This is a genomic window from Sellimonas caecigallum (assembly GCF_019754295.1).
Taxonomy (GTDB): domain Bacteria; phylum Bacillota; class Clostridia; order Lachnospirales; family Lachnospiraceae; genus Sellimonas; species Sellimonas caecigallum.
Map to the genome: position 1 here is coordinate 22,484 of NZ_VIRV01000004.1, position 16,048 is coordinate 38,531.

Consider the following 16,048-nt stretch of genomic DNA (forward strand, 5'->3'; position numbering starts at 1 on the left):
CATTATTGGCAGCTTACGATTTCCGCAATTTCGTCCTGCGCATCTACATGACCGGATGCCTTCATCACAACTTCTTCCCCTTCTGTCAATCCTGTAAACACGGCAATACAAGCTTCGGATTTCGCATGCTCTTTTATATATTCTATATCAAAAGCCATAAGTTTGTCTCCCTTTTTTACAAAATTTCCGTCTTTTACGAATGTTTCGAATCCTTTTCCTTCCAGTTTTACTGTATCCACACCAATGTGCAGAAGATATTCTACACCGTCCGCCGTCGTAAGTCCGATGGCATGATTTGTCGGGAACACGAAGGATACCGTGCTGTCTTCCGGAGCATAAACCACTCCTTCTTCCGGGAATACGATGTAGCCATCGCCCATCATTTTTCCTGCAAATGCTTCATCCGGCGCTTCCGTGATCGGCGCTGCCTTGCCTTTAAACGGCGAGAAAAGGGTTTTCTTTGTGCAAGCCTCTTTCGCTTCTTTTTCCTCTTTGGCCTTCTCTTTTTTCGCCGGCACTTCCGCTTCTTCTGATCTCTCTGCCGCCACATACTCTTCATTCGGTGCGTGAACAAGATAATCTTCCAGATTGGATTTGATAACCGTCACGGACGGACCGTAAATGATCTGGATTCCCTGACCTTTTCGAACGATACCTGACGGACCGGTCTGCTTTAAGATGCCTTCGTTCACAAGCTCCGGTTTCACGACTGTACAGCGAAGTCTTGTTGCACAACAGTCCACATCAGAAATATTTTTCTTTCCGCCTAGTCCCTGAGTAATGAGGACGCTTCTCTCATCTTCGGCGCGCTCTTCCCCGTTTCCTCCTGCCTTTCCTTGTTTTGCTTTGTAGTCCGCCTTTGTATACAGCTTCGTCTCTACGTCGTCATCTTCTCGTCCAGGTGTCTTGAGGTTCAACTTTTTGATCAGGACTGTGAAGATCACATAGTAAAGGACAAAATAGACGATCCCCACCGGAATGATCAAAAGCCAGCTTGTCTTTTCATTTCCCTGCAGAATACCAAACATAAAGAAATCCAGTATACCTCCGGAGAACGTAAGCCCTACCGCAATATTCAGCATGTGGGCGATCATATAAGCCGCACCTGCCAAAACAACCTGCACGACAAAAAGAATCGGCGCTACGAACAGGAATGAAAATTCCAGTGGTTCCGTGATACCTGTCAGCATACACGTAAGGGCTGCAGATAAAAGGAGTCCTCCTGCTTGTTTCTTCTTTTCCGGTTTTGCACAACGATACATGGCAAGCGCTGCTCCCGGAAGTCCAAAAATCATGAAAATGAACTCTCCTGAAAAGTATCTCGTCGCATCTGCACTGAAATGAATCGTAGACGGATCAGCCAGCTGCGCAAAGAAAATATTCTGTCCGCCCTGGATCAGCTGTCCGCCGATCTCCATCGTTCCTCCAACGGCTGTCTGCCAGAACGGCAAGTAAAATACATGATGGAGTCCGAATGGAATCAGAGCACGCTTGATGATACCAAAAATCAGAGTTCCCACATATCCGGTTCCCGTGACAAGGCCGCCAAGGGCGTAGATTCCGTTCTGCACGAAGGGCCAAACAAAATACATGATGATCCCAACTCCCACATAAACGACTGTAGAAATGATCGGCACGAACCTGGAGCCGCCAAAGAAGGACAATGCATTTGGAAGTACGATCTTATAGTATTTGTTGTGAAGTGCCGCCACTCCGAGTCCTACGATAATACCGCCAAACACTCCCATCTGCAAGGTTGGAATTCCAAGTACACTTGCCACTGTACCACTCAGAACACCATCAGCAACTGTCCCGTCTGCCAGAACGGTACCTTCGATCTGTAAAAGCGCGTTGATAGTAATGTTCATGACAAGAAAAGAGATCATAGCAGAAAGCGCTGCTACTTCCTTCTCTTTTTTTGACATACCGATGGCCACCCCTACAGCGAAAATGATCGGCAGGTTGTCAAATATGGCGCTACCTGCCCTTGTCATGATGGTAAAAAGAGCATGAAGAATCGTCCCGTCTCCAAGAACCGACTCCAGCCCATACATCTCAATGGTGGTAGCGTTCGTGAGAGAACTGCCGATACCGAGCAAAAGACCGGCCACCGGAAGGATGGCGATCGGAAGCATAAAACTTCGTCCAATTCTCTGAAGAACACCAAAAATTTTGTCTTTCATCTTTTTTCTCCTCTCTTCTCTTCCAAAATCCAACAGTATGTTTCATCCTTTAAAACAAAAAAACACCAACTACCTTACAGACTACACCGAACGATGTAATCTGTGAAGGATAGTTGATGCCTGCATTCAGTAACACACTATCAGAATTTATTTTTTCTGTAACAAGTATACAATTGCATCGGATGTTTGTCAAGTTTTTTATCCGATTCCTCCATATACAACACCTAAGATCACAACCAAAGCTGTAATGATCAGGAAAACATATTTTACAAAATACTCATACCATTTTCCAAATTTTATGTTTCCGCCTTCGCCGATCTCCTGAATTGCTTTCTTTTGGTCATAGAGATAAAAGAAAACGATGAGCACAAGAATTACCATCAAAGGCGAAACCAGAATCGTAATAAAATTCGTAAAGCTGTCAAATGCAGCCATACTGAGATTCAGTGGCACGGATACAAGTCCCAGTATCACTCCGATCAGGATAGCTGCCCTCTTTCTTGTGATCTTCGTGTTCGAGATCACCGCCTCCGTCACTCCCTCCAGCATATTGATAGACGATGAAACAGAAGCAAACAAAAGGCTGATAAAGAAGACCGGAGCCACGATACTTCCCCCCGGCATCTTCTCAAAAATTGACGGCATCGTTATAAAGAGGAGCGGAGGTCCTGTCTTAACATCCAGCTGAAAAGCAAACACAGCCGGCATAATCACAAAGGATGCCAGGATTGCCGCCATTGTGTCGAGAATCGCTGTTGTGAGCGAAAGCTTCGGAATATTGTACTCTTTCTTCAGATAGCTTCCGTAGACAACCATTCCACAGCCATTGAGCGACACTGTGAAAAAAGCCTGTCCGAGAGCCATGACCCATGTATCCACCTTACCAAGCTGTGACCAGTCCGGCTTCATCAGAAATCTCACTCCATCCATCGCTCCAGGGAGCGTCAAAGAACGCACCGCCAACAAAAGAAAAATCACAAAAAGAGCCGGCATAATGATCTTGCTTATCCGCTCAATCCCTTTTGTCACTCCAAATGAAATGATGAGAATTGTCAGCATGATGGACAGGATGTCCCACGGAATAGAAGATGCCGTACCTGCAAACCCGTCAAAATAAGTATCCGCATTGATCTTTCCAAGCTCTCCGCTTACGCTCATGAAAAGATACTTCAAAATCCATCCTATCACTATATTGTAAAACACAAAGATACCGGCAAGACCGATGGCCGGAAGCGCTCCGACAATGGAGCCTCCTCGCATTTTTCTCTCCTTGAACACTTTGCGTATCCCGGACATAGATCCGCCTTGGAAATGCCTCCCGAAAGAAAATTCGATCATAAGCCCTGTCGTTCCAAGCACCAGCACAAAGAAGAGATACGGTATGAGAAATGCAGCCCCGCCGTAGGCACCTAATCGATACGGGAACATCCATATATTTCCGAGTCCGATAGCTGAACCGATACAGGCCATGACAAATCCAAGCCCGCTCGTAAAAGTCTCTCTTTTTTTCATCTCTTTTCCCCTGTCTTTTTTACTTCAGAAGAGATTTCCTTCATATGCTGCCGAAATCTCCTCCGCCCGACAGTATATCACACTTTAACGCATTAATGCAACACTTTCTTTTTTGCAGAAAAATCAGCAATTCCATTTGATCTTTACCGGATTCGGCTCTTCTTCCACTGCGCATTCTCTTAAAGCCGCATACGCCTTTTCCAGTTCTTTCTGCGCACACTCCTCATATACTTCCTTGGACTCCTTGGTTCCAAGAGATGCATACGCCTGTGCCGCAGCTCCGTAAAACAAAAATCCCAGTGTGTTCGTCGGCGTCTGCACCGATGCACACGCTGTCGCCACTGCCCGGGCTGCTGCCTGAGCTGCCGGCATATCATCCAGTTCCCTGGCAATCTGGGCCGCCTCTTTCAGATATGGTTTGATCTGGGCAAGCTTCTGCTCTCCACCCAGATATTGCCTGCAAACCGCCGCTGTTTCAGAAAGGATACGATCTTCCGGGTATTCTTTTTGGTAAATGGGCAGATACTCCTCCACCGCGTAAGAAAGCGCCCAGGACGCCAGTGTCTGCTTACTCTGTGTCTCAATAAGCTTCATGAGATCTTTGCATATATCGGATTGAATGTCTCCCAACATTTTTCTCAATTTTGCCATGTTTTTTCTCCTTTCTCCTTTTTGCTACTTTTTTCTCAGAAGGATCGTCTCTGCATCCAAAGGGAGGGACAGGATGTCTTCGAGATATTCCCTGCTGTTTTTTGCCTCCTCCAGATTGTACGTCAAATCCAGTTTTCCGCTTACATAAAGGGCTGTCTCGTGGAAAAGTCTGCACATTTCCTCCACACCGGTCTGAATATCTGAGATCCCTGCACTTGTGTATGTCTCCAAGTATCGACTGTATGTGTCTTCATCCAGATACTGCTCCATATATTTGCCAGACTTCCCTGCGCTTACAGAAAATTCAGTCTCCACACCAATCTTCCACTCCAAAATCGTTCTCAGCATCGGTCGGATGATCATATCAAGCATCTCCATCACATAAGGGATCTCCCTTCTCCACATTCCCTTTGCCACATTGTTGAGGCACCACCAGAACTCATTGCACACGGCGGAGAACTCTTCCTGATCCGGCCTTTGTACCCGGTATCTTTCATCTGACAGCATCTCTTTTTCTTCAAAAATCCCGTCCTTGTCCACCAGCACCCGGTAAAGCTCCAGATGGCTTCTGGCATATTCTTTCGTACAGACATGGAGATCCATCCGGTTTCCGTCCGCAAACTGCATCAGCCAACCGTAGCATCGCGCCTTGTCCTCAGGTGCCTCCCTGTCTTCCGGATACTGCATATAGAGCCGTTTCCCGAAACGGTCGATCCAGCTTTTGTCTCTCTGGAACGACTCTGTCTCCTCCACGATGTACACGACATCATAATCCTGGAACATATCTTTTGGAACTTTCGGATTTGCCCTGGATCCTTCCAGATAAGCTGCCCGGATCCGGTCATCCTTCCTGGCCGTATCCCGGATCATCCGCATCATCTCTTCTTCCGTTCTCATCATTTCCATCCTCCTTACCGGCAATTTTCAAATGTAGTAAAAATCCTCTTATTCTGTGTAATACTGCGCCTGTGTATGCCACAGTTTATAGTATTCTCCGTTTTCCTCTGCTACCAGGGAATCATGCGTACCTTGCTGGATTACCTCTCCTCCATGGAACACAACGATCTTGTCGCAAAATTTGCAGGAGGAAAGCCTATGGCTGATATAGACAGACGTTTTGTCCCCTGCAATCTCATTGAACCTGAAGTATATCTCCGCTTCGGCGACAGGATCGAGCGCCGCGGTAGGCTCATCGAGAATGATAAAAGGGGCATCCTTGTAGAGCGCCCTGGCGATGGCGATTTTCTGCGCCTCGCCGCCGGAGACATTCACACCGTCTTTTTCATAGTCTTTATACAGATACGTCTCAACTCCTTTTTGCATTTTGAAAAAATCTTCCGTAAATCCTGCCTTTTCCAGACAGTCCAGCACCCGCACTTCGTCATAGTCAACCTTGGAAGCGACATTTTCCCCAAGTTTCAGCGCAAACAGTTGAAAGTCCTGGAAAACAACGGAAAAAAGCGTCATATATTCCGCATAGTTATACTTTCGGATATCAATGCCGTTCAGCAGAATTTCTCCTTCTGTAGGATCATAAAGTCTGCAGAGCAGCTTGATAAATGTCGTCTTTCCGCTTCCATTTCTGCCGACCACGGCAAGACGTTTCCCAATTTCAAATTTCATATTGACGTTGCGCAGCACATCATATGTACTGCCGGGGTATCGAAAAGAAACGTTGCGAAACTCTACTTCATACTTCCGGTCGCGGCGTTTTTCGATGGTCAGGCTGCCCTGATACATACGGTTCTCAATATCAAGAAACGTAAACACCTGCTCCAAAAAAGAGGCGTTATTCCGCATATTTCCAAGCATTGAGATCAGGCTGGACACACCTCCTGCCACTTTTGTGGCAGACACGACATATTGTGTGACAGCGCCGGGTCCAAAGGCTCCTGCCCACGCTTTCAGACAGACGAAGGTGTATACGACGCCTGTGAAAAGTACGGATACTGCGGAAGACAACGCGCTGTACAACCCGGCCGGACCCCGGCTGTATGCTGCAAACTGACCTCCGGAACCAAACGCATCGTCTTTCTTTTGGTTATAGCGTTCGCACATTTTGTCCTGCCGGTACACTCTCACATCCGCGGCAATCTCTTTCCGATCGCCTAGCCAGCCAAAAAAGCTGAACATGCGGTTGCTGAAATTGATGGAATCTGCGTTCCGTGCCCAGTAGCTTCCTGCTTTGTTGTAAAGCGCCGGCGCGGTATACGTAATCACAATCATAACGGCGATCACAAGGGCAACGCACAGAGGATGGTTCCATATTGTATAGGCTCCTGCACTTTCCGGAACCGGACTTGTAAACAGAGCAATCGTCGTGGAAAAGCCCCCTATGATTGTCAGCAGGGAAGAGCACAGCGTCTCATAGTTCTCAATTACCCTGTACAGTCCCCAGCCGCCCCCATTCTGATTTTGCCGGATCGTGGAGAGCAGCTCCGCAGTTTTTGTTTCATCCAGATTTCCATAGTCCATCTCAAAAAGTTTTTCCGCAAAAATCTGCTCTACCTTCAACCACAATCCTGCATTCTGTGTCTCCTTCCACTTTTCGAGAAACGCCGAGCAAAGAGCCGTAAAGGCGCCGGAAAGAAGCGTAAGCAGAACGAGAGCCTGCAGGCGCCGGATATTTCTGCTGCCCGCAAGTTCGTCGATCACAAGCGCAGAAAGATAAATGCCGACATAGGGCGTAAGAGCCGTCCACATGACGCTCAGCAGGCGAGACATGACCATCTGAGGATAGCGCTTGAAAAAGATCCGGAATGCGCGGCTGGTAAGCGTCCTCGTTTCTCTCCATGATTTAAGTTTGCTGTTCTTCTCCATGATCCGCATCCCCTTCCCTGTAATATTTGCTCTGCATTTCGTAAAAATCCGCATACTTGCCTCCCAGCTTCATGAGTTCATCGTGTGTTCCTTCCTCGCTGATCCCAGCGCCATCGATCATGATAATCCGGTCACAGAAACGGGTAGACGCAAGACGGTGTGAAATATAGACGGATGATTTTCCTCTTGTGAGCTCATTATATTTTTGATAAATCTCTGATTCCGCGATCGGATCAAGCGCTGCCGTCGGCTCGTCGAGCACGATGAAAGGCGCATCTTTATAGAGGGCCCGGGCCAGCATAAGCCTCTGTGTTTCTCCGCCGGAAAGCAGGATTGCCCCTTCATATACCTCCCGGTTGAGATAAGTGTCATATCCATCCGGCAAAGATTCCACTTTGGCCCGCAGGCCCGCCTTTTCGATACATTCCTCCACGCGTTTTCTGTCAAATTCCAGGTCGTTTTGAGCGACATTTTCCGCAATCGTTCCGGCCAAAAGGGAAAAACTCTGAAATACTGCGGAAAACATCGTATAGTAGTCTGTGCGGCAAAAGTCTCTTATATCTGTTCCGTCAAGCAATACACGGCCCTCGGTAGGGTCCAGTAATCCGCAGATCAGATAAACCAACGTCGTTTTCCCTGCCCCATTGAGTCCGACGACAGCGAGCCTTTCGCCGGGATGCAGCGTGAGATTGATATCTGTCAATGTATTCTTGTCAGCGCCTGGATACCGGAAAGATACATGTTCCAGCCGAATCTCGTATTTCCTTCCCCTCTCAGATCGGAGCGTTCTTCCAGCCTCAAATGTAAACGGCTCGTCAAATTCCAGGCATTCGCGGACTGTTGAAATGTCAAGCGACTGTCTATATAAAATATGAAACTCTCTTAGAATCCCAAACACCCATTCGCCAAACCCGCTGGCCGCGGTAAAGAAGAGGAGAAATTCCGCCACATCCAGTCCGTCCTTTATTACCATCCGGACAAGGTACCAGTATATAACCGCATTGCGCAGAAACGTCAAAACAAGATCCGCGATTTTTGCCCATATATATACACCCTGTGCTCTTCTGTGAAAGCTGGTGTAAGCGTCCATCGCCTTTGTATACAGTTCTGAAAACCAGGACCGCAGTCCGAAAATGCGGATGTCTTTTGCCGCGCTCAGATCTCTCGCGCGTTCCGAAAGATACGTCATGTGCCTTTCATATTCTGCTTCTTCCTCCCGATGGCGGTATTCGTATCCGTTTACATGATTTCCGATGAAATAGCTGGAACCCGCAGTCAAAATGATGATAAAAACCAGAATCGGCTGCACGGAAGTCAGAAGACTGATATAAACCAAAAATCCAAGGAGATCGGCAGACAGCGTTGTGAGCGTCGTCCAGACAGCCTCTGTCGCCGACTTGTTCATTTTCACACACTCCCTTGATTTTGCCATCAGTTTTCGGAACTGGTCGTTGTCCAGATTAGGATATGACGTGGTCGCTGCTTTTCTGTTGAGTCTCGCTACGATCTCACGGCGCACACTGATTCTGCCGTACAGAGTATTTACATTCACATATTCGGATGCCGCCGATACGAACATCAGTCCAAGAACAAATTCTCCGATTGTCCACATCAGCTCCCCAACAGGGACATGCCTTTCCACCGCGGAAAGAATCGAAGGCGCCACATACAGATTTACCAGGTTGAGCGCCACGGAAAGCACTGCGGAAAGAAGACTGAGAACAATGACCTTTTTTTCTCCCGAAGTCCATGCGATTTTGACCATAAACCATGTATTTTGACCCATATGATATTTCGGCCTGGACATTTTTGCTTTTTTTATCATCGCGAAAACCACCGCCCTTTCTGATAAAAATTTTATCATAAAAAATCGTCCCCGGATCACTCTGGGGACGAATGATTGTTTCCGGGGGACGATCTGCACACACTTACGTCTGCGGAAGCAATATTTCTGTTGTGAACGCTCCATCCTCGCTGTTGCAGCTGATATATCCATCCAGACGTTCCACGATAGCATTGATACGGGCAAGTCCGAATCCGTGCCCCTGGCCTTTTGTACTGCGAAACAGCTTCCCTTCTTTTTTCATTTTCCTGGAGGCGGTAAAGTTCGTAAAAGAAATATAAAGCTGCGTGCTTTTCATATCCATATATACCCGGATCAGTCTCTGATCTTCCGGGAGTTTTACGCTGGCTTCAATGGCGTTGTCAAACAGATTGCCGATGATACAGCACAAATCAATCTCTGATGATTTCAGTTTCAGAGGAATATGGGCATCCGCCACAATCTGAATATTCTTTGATTTTGCCAGTGAGATTTTGGAATTGAGAATCGCGTCCGTCATCGGATTCCCGGTCTTTAGAACCGTATCCACAGTCATCAGATCCTCGTCCAGGAGATCCAGATACCGTTTTATGGCATCCCAATCCTCTGCAGCCGCATACGCTTTCATCGTCTGGATATGGTTGCGGTAGTCGTGCCGCCAGCCCCGTATCTGCCGGTACATATTGTCCACTTCCTGATAGTGTGTTTCCATCAGCTCCTGCTGATACGACGCAACTTTTTTATCTATCTTCTTTGAAAAAAATCCCATCTGTTTTACCTCATATTTATGATTGCCCGGTTCACGGCTTCATACGCGGCTCTGGGCAGAGAAACAGCCCCCCCGTCCCTCAGCCTGATTTCTTTCCTGGTTACTCGGCTGATCTGTGTAAGGTTGACGATTGCAGAACGGCTGACACGGAAAAACCGATCATCCAGTTCCTTCTCCAGTTTACCCAATGTCATTTTTACAGTCAAATCCTCAGAAGCATGGATGGTCACATAATTTCCAAACACCTCGGCATATCGGATTTGATATACAGGGACACGGACGATTTCGCCCCCAATATCAAAATACAGAACTTTCTCGTTTTTTGCCAGCTTTTCCACAGCTCTGTCAAGGACGGAAAACAGCTTCTCCTCCTTTACAGGTTTCATCAAATAGTGAAGCGCCGCAACTTCATATCCTTCGGATATGTAATCCGAATATCCGGTAATGAAAACGATCTGAATGGTGTCATTGTCCTGGCGCAGCTTTTTCGCCATGGTTACGCCGTCCATCTTCCCCATTTCAATATCAAGCAGCAAAATATCATAATCTTTCTTTTCTGCATAGCGGAACAGAAAGTTTTCCGCCGAAGCGAACATATCGTTCTGCACCATGCAGCCATTCTCTTTCGCCCATCGGGCAACCATGCCGGATATATATTGTCTGTCAACCTCAGAATCATCGCAAACTGCTATTTTGTACTGCATGTCCTCCCCGTCCTTTTACATCTTTTCACTTTAAGTATGACCATGGCAAATCTGTCTATTCCAGGTTCTGTTCTATATAGTCGATAAACGGTTTCTTCTGTACCTGATCCGGATGGTCTCTGTACCACTCAAAGGAATCCCTCAGTCCCTCTTCCAGTGGTATTGTGTCCTTCATAAATCCGCACTGTCTGGTAACATCCAGCTGATATTCATACTCGCAGAAGCTAAAATAATTCCTCTGTTCTACCGATTCATAGACATTTACAAATTCCGCTTTTTTCCCAACAATTCTATAACAAAGAGAAACCCAGTCCCGAACAGAAATCATCTCCTCGTTCCCCACATTAAAAATGCGCTGCTCCGGTTTTCGCTCCAGAAGGAAATCCAGAAATCTGCACAGATCGTGAATATGGAAAAACTGCAGTTTCAGACTACCATCTCCCGGCAGATAGAATGGACGATCTGCCAGCGCACAGTCAAACACAAAGGCCTCTCTGTATATATCATTCATCGGTCCGTACAAATACGGCGGCCTTAAAATGTATGCGTTCGGGTCTTTTTTCTGCAGCAGTGCTTCTGCTTCGATCTTGTCGGTTCCGTATTTTCTCCAGTACGTATTCTCTCCCAAAAGCGTTTCTTCTGCAAATGGCTGCGGGAGATTGTCTGGGTATACTGCGCTGGAACTGATAAAAATGTAATCATCGTAACTTCCAAGAGCATCCAGAAGCAGTTTTACTTCTTCTGAAGTATAGCCTGTGTCAATTACCACATCAAAATGAAGATCACAGAGCTGATTGCCCAGATGGTATCTGTCCGCTTCGATGAGATGAACTCCCTTTGACTGTTCTTTTGTGTTTCTGTTCAGCACGCTGACATGAAATCCTTTGCCAACATAATACTCCGCAATGTATCTGCTTACAAACGCAGTTCCGCCTGTTACAAGCACTTTTTTCATAATCATATGATCCTCCATTGATTTTATTATGGAAAGTCAGATCATAGCTGACTGCAAATCCTTATATTTTTCTTCTATCCTATCACAAGCACCTTCTACAGACAAGAACAAAGGCGCCGCTTCATCATCTCTTCAGATGATTTTGCGGCGCCCCTATTATATTTCATATGTTCAGATAAATTAGTCGTGCTGATTCATCCATTTGATGAGTTCTACACAGTAATCATCGTGTCTGTCAACAAAGCAGGTATGTCTTGCACGTTCCCAAAGGATCCATTTGGAATTAGGGATTCTGTCTGCCATTGTCTTAGCTACAAGCGGAGAGCAAAGATCGGAAATACCGCTGCAGATCAGGGAAGGAATCTTGATTTCTTCAAGTCTGTCAATGTATTCAAAATCTTTCAGTGTTCCTGTCGGTGCGAACTCGTTTGGTCCCCATCCTTCAACATAAGATTCAGAACCGGATTTTTTCGGTCTTGTACAGCATTCCGGAGCATCTTCTCCAAGCCAGTAGTTGCAATATCTATCCATATATTCTGCAACTGCGGCATCGTAAGCTTCTCCTGTAAAATCGCCAGTTTCAAGAGCGTGATTAATTGCATCCTGCATATCCTGCGGCATCATTTTGATACGGCGAAGACCTTCTCTTTCCCAAAGAGAACTGCTCGGATGTCCGCTTGAAATGATGAAACTCTTAACACCTTTCGGATCATAGTCAACTGCATAAGCGATCTGCATCATTCCGCCCCAGGACTGTCCGATGATATGACATACATCTAAGTCAAGGTGTTTTCTCAGAGCTTCCAGCTCATCTAACCATACTTTCTGGTTCCAAAGTTCCGGATGTCCATCCAGATAAGAATTTCCGCATCCAATCTGGTCGTACATAACGATCATACGATCGTCTTCATCTGCAACGTTATCTAATACTTCGAAATAGTTATGAGTAGACCCTGGTCCTCCGTGAAGACAGATCAAAGGTGCCTTTCCGTTATTTTTTCTTTCCCCAACAATTCTGTAATAAGTCTGATAACCTAAATACGGCATGTAGCCTTCTGTAATTTTTGCCATGATTATCCCCTTTCTGACATTTTTTTCACTAACTTTAAGTATAATACATTTCACAGAAAAATGAACCCTTTTTTGTAATTTTTTTTAGATTTGTTAATATTATCCAAAATAATACCTCTGTATCATACAAGATAACCGAATAGAACCAAATATAGCTATAGAAAAATTCTATAAAAAAGGCGTGCTTACTCGCTCTATATTATTCTGCTGGATATTTTTTTATCAAGTAAATTAAGCTTGAGATGATTTCTGCCGCCCCTACGGCGCATCGCCTTCGCCTTATTCCTTGACCTTACTTTCGTACTAACCAAACAAATTTTATTACTCTATTTCATTCTTCCATTTCTTGTAATTATAAAAAGCCTGAATAAGAATTATACTAAAAGCTGCAAGTCCTGTTATTCCTGTGAAAACATTTATGTCAAATTCCTTAAAAAAACCAACAATTATAATTATAGATACAGGAATTAACAACAATGTTCTAATAAATTTTCGTCTATAACTTAATTTCCAATAACAAATTTCTATTCCTCTGTCTACTTTTTCGCTCATTTCATATCTTTTCGCAATAAAGAAGCCAATGACTTCCACAATTACCAAAATAATTATCGTTATCAAAAACATATGAAAATCTCCCTATCCACTATCTCTTCTAAAATAATTTTACCATTCTCTATTTCTTTTGCCAGTTAAATGTATGTTAAAAATTTTCAAAAAGTTATTCTTACAACAAAAAAATGACGCAGATAATAATTCTATTACCTACGCCATTTCTCATTGCATTTTTGAAATATTTGCTCTATTTATTTCATTACAATATTGATAATCCTTCCCGGCACATAAATTTCTTTTACAATGTTTCCGGTCAGTTTTTCTTTGATTGCTTCTTTTCCTGCTGCGATGGCTTCTTCTTTTGTGCTTTCCGCAGAGATTGTCACAACGGCTCTTGTCTTTCCGTTGATCTGCACTGCCACTTCGATCTCATCATCTTTCATGGCTTCTTCATCGTAGGTCGGCCATCCTGCGTGGAAGACGCTTCCTGTATGTCCCAGCTGTTCCCACAGTTCTTCTCCCATATGCGGAGCAAACGGCGCCAGGAGCACTGCGATAGTAGAAAGCGTTTCTTTGTCGATTCCGCCCTCTTTCTTTGCAAGCTCGATGAACTTGTTATTGTATTCCATGAATCCGGAGATAACTGTATTGAGGCTGAAGCTTTCCAGACGGCTTGTGATATCGTATACCATCTTGTTGCGAAGTTTGATCATCTCTTTGGACGGCTTCACACCTTTTTCTTTGTTGTCCATCACAAGATTCCAAAGCTTGTTGAGGAAACGGTATACCCCGTCGATTCCTCTGTCGTCCCACTCTGCATCCAGTTCCGGAGGTCCTACGAAAAGCTCATACATTCTCAGAGAATCGCATCCGTAATCTCTCACGAGAGCATCCGGGGAAACGACATTTCCTTTGGACTTGCTCATCTTGATTCCGTTCTTTCCTGTGATCATTCCCTGGTTGAACAATTTTGTAAATGGTTCGTCGAAATCGACAACTCCGATGTCGTACAGGAACTTTGTATAGAAACGGGAGTACAGAAGATGCAGTACCGCATGTTCCACCCCTCCGATATACATATCTACCGGAAGCATCGCATCTGCTTTTTCTTTTGATACAAGTTCTTTATCGTTGTGCGGATCCACGTAGCGGAGGAAGTACCAGGAGGAACCTGCCCACTGAGGCATGGTGTTTGTTTCTCTCTTGGCTGGTTTTCCGCAGACCGGACATGTCGTATTGACCCAGGAATCGATAGCTGCAAGCGGGGATTCTCCTGTTCCTGTCGGTTCGTAGGAATCCACATCCGGAAGTGTCAGCGGAAGCTCTTCTTCCGGAACCGGTACCGCACCGCAGTCCGGGCAGTGTACGATCGGGATCGGTTCTCCCCAGTAACGCTGGCGGGAGAATACCCAGTCGCGGAGTTTGTAGTTCACAGTCTTTCTTCCGATACCGCGCTCTTCGATCATCATCGGCGCTTCTTTTTTGAGGACCGCAGATTCCATTCCGTCCCATTCCCCGGAATTGATCATTGTTCCGGCAGCTTCGGTGTACGCTTCGGTCATATTTTCGATCTCTTTTCCATCTTTTGCGATAACCTGGATGATCGGAATGCCAAATTTTGTTGCAAATGCAAAGTCACGGTCATCATGAGCCGGCACGCACATGATGGCGCCGGTACCATAATCAGCAAGTACATAGTCGGAAAGCCAGATCGGGATCTTCTTCTGGTTCATCGGGTTTACTGCATAGCTTCCCGTGAACACACCGGTCTTTTCCTTATCCTGAAGACGATCCACGTTGGATTTCATGGACGCATCGTAAATGTATTTTTCTACCGCTTCTCTCGTCTCGTCAGTCGCAAGTTCTTTTGCAAGTGCATGTTCCGGGGCGAGTACCATGAAGGTTGCTCCATAAAGAGTATCCGGTCTTGTCGTGTAGACAGTAATCTTATCCTCGCGTCCGTCCACTGGGAAATCTACTTCCGCACCGTAGGATTTGCCGATCCAGTCGCTCTGCATCTTCTTTACCTTTTCCGGCCAGTCCAGTTTGTCCAGATCTGCAAGGAGCCTTTCCGCGTACTTTGTAATCTTCAGCATCCACTGACGCAGATTTTTCTTTGTCACTTCTGTGCCGCAGCGCTCACATTTTCCATTTACGACTTCCTCGTTGGCAAGTCCTGTCTTACAGGAAGGGCACCAGTTGATCGGGAATTCTTTCTCGTATGCAAGTCCTTCCTTAAACATCTTAACGAAGATCCACTGTGTCCACTTATAGAAATTCGGGTCTGTCGTGTTGACTTCTCTGTCCCAGTCATAAAGAGCCGCGATCTCGTTGATCTGCCGTTTGATATTTTTTACATTTTCTGCTGTTGATTTTGCCGGATGAACTCCCATTTTGATAGCGTAGTTTTCAGCCGGAAGTCCGAATGCATCCCATCCCATCGGATGAATGATGTAGTATCCCTGAAGGAGTTTGTAACGGCTCCACACGTCTGAAATGACATATCCTCTCCAATGCCCTACATGAAGCCCATTTCCTGACGGATACGGGAACATATCCAGACAGTAATATTTCTCATGTTTTCCTCTTTCATCTTCCTGAACATTGACCGGGTGTTCTTCCCAGTGCTGACGCCATTTTTTCTCAATGGCTCTGTGATTGTAAGGTACTGACATAATCTCTTCCTCCTTATATCTCTGTTGCCATAAAAACCAATCCTGCTAAAAAGTCTTTTGACTTTCCTGCAGAATAAAAATGCTTCCGTCTCTTCTGCATATACAAGAAACTTGTATGTACAAGAGACGAAAGCAATGACTTACGCGGTACCACTCTTATTCGCCTGTCTCAGGACAGACGCCCTTTTTTTCTGTAACGGGAAAACCCGCTTCCGGCTACTTCCTTCATTCCTTCACCAGAAGAACTCCGAGGCGAGTTGGGAGATTCCGGTCTGCTGCCTCGCACCGTCCGACAGCTCTCTGAAAGACTTTTCTCTCTTACTATTCCTCTTCT

At 45.7% G+C, this 16,048-nt stretch carries 12 protein-coding genes and 1 other annotated feature (1 of these 13 only partly in view); all 12 genes read right to left on the bottom strand.

The genetic code is table 11. The annotated features are described in order from the left end of the window. Positions 1-2 precede the first annotated feature (2 nt). Positions 3-2,183, bottom strand: a complete 2,181-nt coding sequence (locus FLB61_RS04290; RefSeq protein WP_221919485.1) for a PTS sugar transporter subunit IIABC — start codon at positions 2,181-2,183, stop codon at positions 3-5. 198 nt (positions 2,184-2,381) lie between these two features. Next, positions 2,382-3,695 (bottom strand): sodium-dependent transporter, encoded by a 1,314-nt coding sequence (locus FLB61_RS04295; RefSeq protein ID WP_221919486.1) that lies wholly within the window; start codon positions 3,693-3,695, stop codon positions 2,382-2,384. Between the two features lie 123 nt (positions 3,696-3,818). After that, positions 3,819-4,346, bottom strand: coding sequence for a putative immunity protein (locus tag FLB61_RS04300; RefSeq protein ID WP_087198891.1), 528 nt, complete (start codon positions 4,344-4,346; stop codon positions 3,819-3,821). A gap of 24 nt (positions 4,347-4,370) precedes the next feature. Beyond that, entirely contained in the window at positions 4,371-5,246 is an 876-nt protein-coding gene (locus FLB61_RS04305; protein ID WP_330625489.1) for an aminoglycoside 6-adenylyltransferase, read from the bottom strand. Positions 5,247-5,291: 45 nt separating this feature from the next. Next, positions 5,292-7,166 (bottom strand): ABC transporter ATP-binding protein, encoded by a 1,875-nt coding sequence (locus FLB61_RS04310; RefSeq protein ID WP_221919487.1) that lies wholly within the window; start codon positions 7,164-7,166, stop codon positions 5,292-5,294. Next, complete coding sequence (locus FLB61_RS04315; protein WP_221919488.1) at positions 7,144-8,991, bottom strand: ABC transporter ATP-binding protein; 1,848 nt, start codon at positions 8,989-8,991, stop codon at positions 7,144-7,146. Before FLB61_RS04315 ends, FLB61_RS04310 begins: the two co-directional genes overlap by 23 nt. Before the next feature lie 103 nt (positions 8,992-9,094). After that, on the bottom strand, positions 9,095-9,757 hold the full coding sequence (locus FLB61_RS04320; protein ID WP_221919489.1) for a sensor histidine kinase: 663 nt from the start codon (positions 9,755-9,757) through the stop codon (positions 9,095-9,097). A gap of 5 nt (positions 9,758-9,762) precedes the next feature. Then, a complete protein-coding gene (locus FLB61_RS04325) occupies positions 9,763-10,461 on the bottom strand; it encodes a LytR/AlgR family response regulator transcription factor (protein ID WP_221919490.1) in 699 nt (232 codons plus the stop codon). A gap of 55 nt (positions 10,462-10,516) precedes the next feature. After that, positions 10,517-11,422, bottom strand: a complete 906-nt coding sequence (locus FLB61_RS04330) for an NAD-dependent epimerase/dehydratase family protein (RefSeq protein ID WP_330625490.1) — start codon at positions 11,420-11,422, stop codon at positions 10,517-10,519. 174 nt (positions 11,423-11,596) lie between these two features. Continuing rightward, on the bottom strand, positions 11,597-12,487 hold the full coding sequence (gene pepI, locus FLB61_RS04335; protein WP_087198889.1) for a proline iminopeptidase: 891 nt from the start codon (positions 12,485-12,487) through the stop codon (positions 11,597-11,599). A 321-nt stretch (positions 12,488-12,808) separates the two neighbouring features. Continuing rightward, positions 12,809-13,111, bottom strand: coding sequence for a hypothetical protein (locus tag FLB61_RS04340; protein ID WP_246599106.1), 303 nt, complete (start codon positions 13,109-13,111; stop codon positions 12,809-12,811). 179 nt (positions 13,112-13,290) lie between these two features. Continuing rightward, a complete protein-coding gene (gene leuS, locus FLB61_RS04345; RefSeq protein WP_221919491.1) occupies positions 13,291-15,714 on the bottom strand; it encodes a leucine--tRNA ligase in 2,424 nt (807 codons plus the stop codon). A 119-nt stretch (positions 15,715-15,833) separates the two neighbouring features. Next, positions 15,834-16,048 (bottom strand) — a binding site (T-box leader) (it continues 11 nt past the right edge of the window).

Excerpts from the sequence above, each read along its gene's own strand:
- FLB61_RS04290 (WP_221919485.1), bottom strand. The coding sequence starts at position 2,183 with ATGAAAGACAAAATTTTTGGTGTTCTTCAGAGAATTGGACGAAGTTTT.
- FLB61_RS04295 (WP_221919486.1), bottom strand. The coding sequence starts at position 3,695 with ATGAAAAAAAGAGAGACTTTTACGAGCGGGCTTGGATTTGTCATGGCC.
- FLB61_RS04300 (WP_087198891.1), bottom strand. The coding sequence starts at position 4,346 with ATGGCAAAATTGAGAAAAATGTTGGGAGACATTCAATCCGATATATGC.
- FLB61_RS04305 (WP_330625489.1), bottom strand. The coding sequence starts at position 5,246 with ATGATGAGAACGGAAGAAGAGATGATGCGGATGATCCGGGATACGGCC.
- FLB61_RS04310 (WP_221919487.1), bottom strand. The coding sequence starts at position 7,166 with ATGGAGAAGAACAGCAAACTTAAATCATGGAGAGAAACGAGGACGCTT.
- FLB61_RS04315 (WP_221919488.1), bottom strand. The coding sequence starts at position 8,991 with ATGATAAAAAAAGCAAAAATGTCCAGGCCGAAATATCATATGGGTCAA.
- FLB61_RS04320 (WP_221919489.1), bottom strand. The coding sequence starts at position 9,757 with ATGGGATTTTTTTCAAAGAAGATAGATAAAAAAGTTGCGTCGTATCAG.
- FLB61_RS04325 (WP_221919490.1), bottom strand. The coding sequence starts at position 10,461 with ATGCAGTACAAAATAGCAGTTTGCGATGATTCTGAGGTTGACAGACAA.
- FLB61_RS04330 (WP_330625490.1), bottom strand. The coding sequence starts at position 11,422 with ATGATTATGAAAAAAGTGCTTGTAACAGGCGGAACTGCGTTTGTAAGC.
- pepI (WP_087198889.1), bottom strand. The coding sequence starts at position 12,487 with ATGGCAAAAATTACAGAAGGCTACATGCCGTATTTAGGTTATCAGACT.
- FLB61_RS04340 (WP_246599106.1), bottom strand. The coding sequence starts at position 13,111 with ATGTTTTTGATAACGATAATTATTTTGGTAATTGTGGAAGTCATTGGC.
- leuS (WP_221919491.1), bottom strand. The coding sequence starts at position 15,714 with ATGTCAGTACCTTACAATCACAGAGCCATTGAGAAAAAATGGCGTCAG.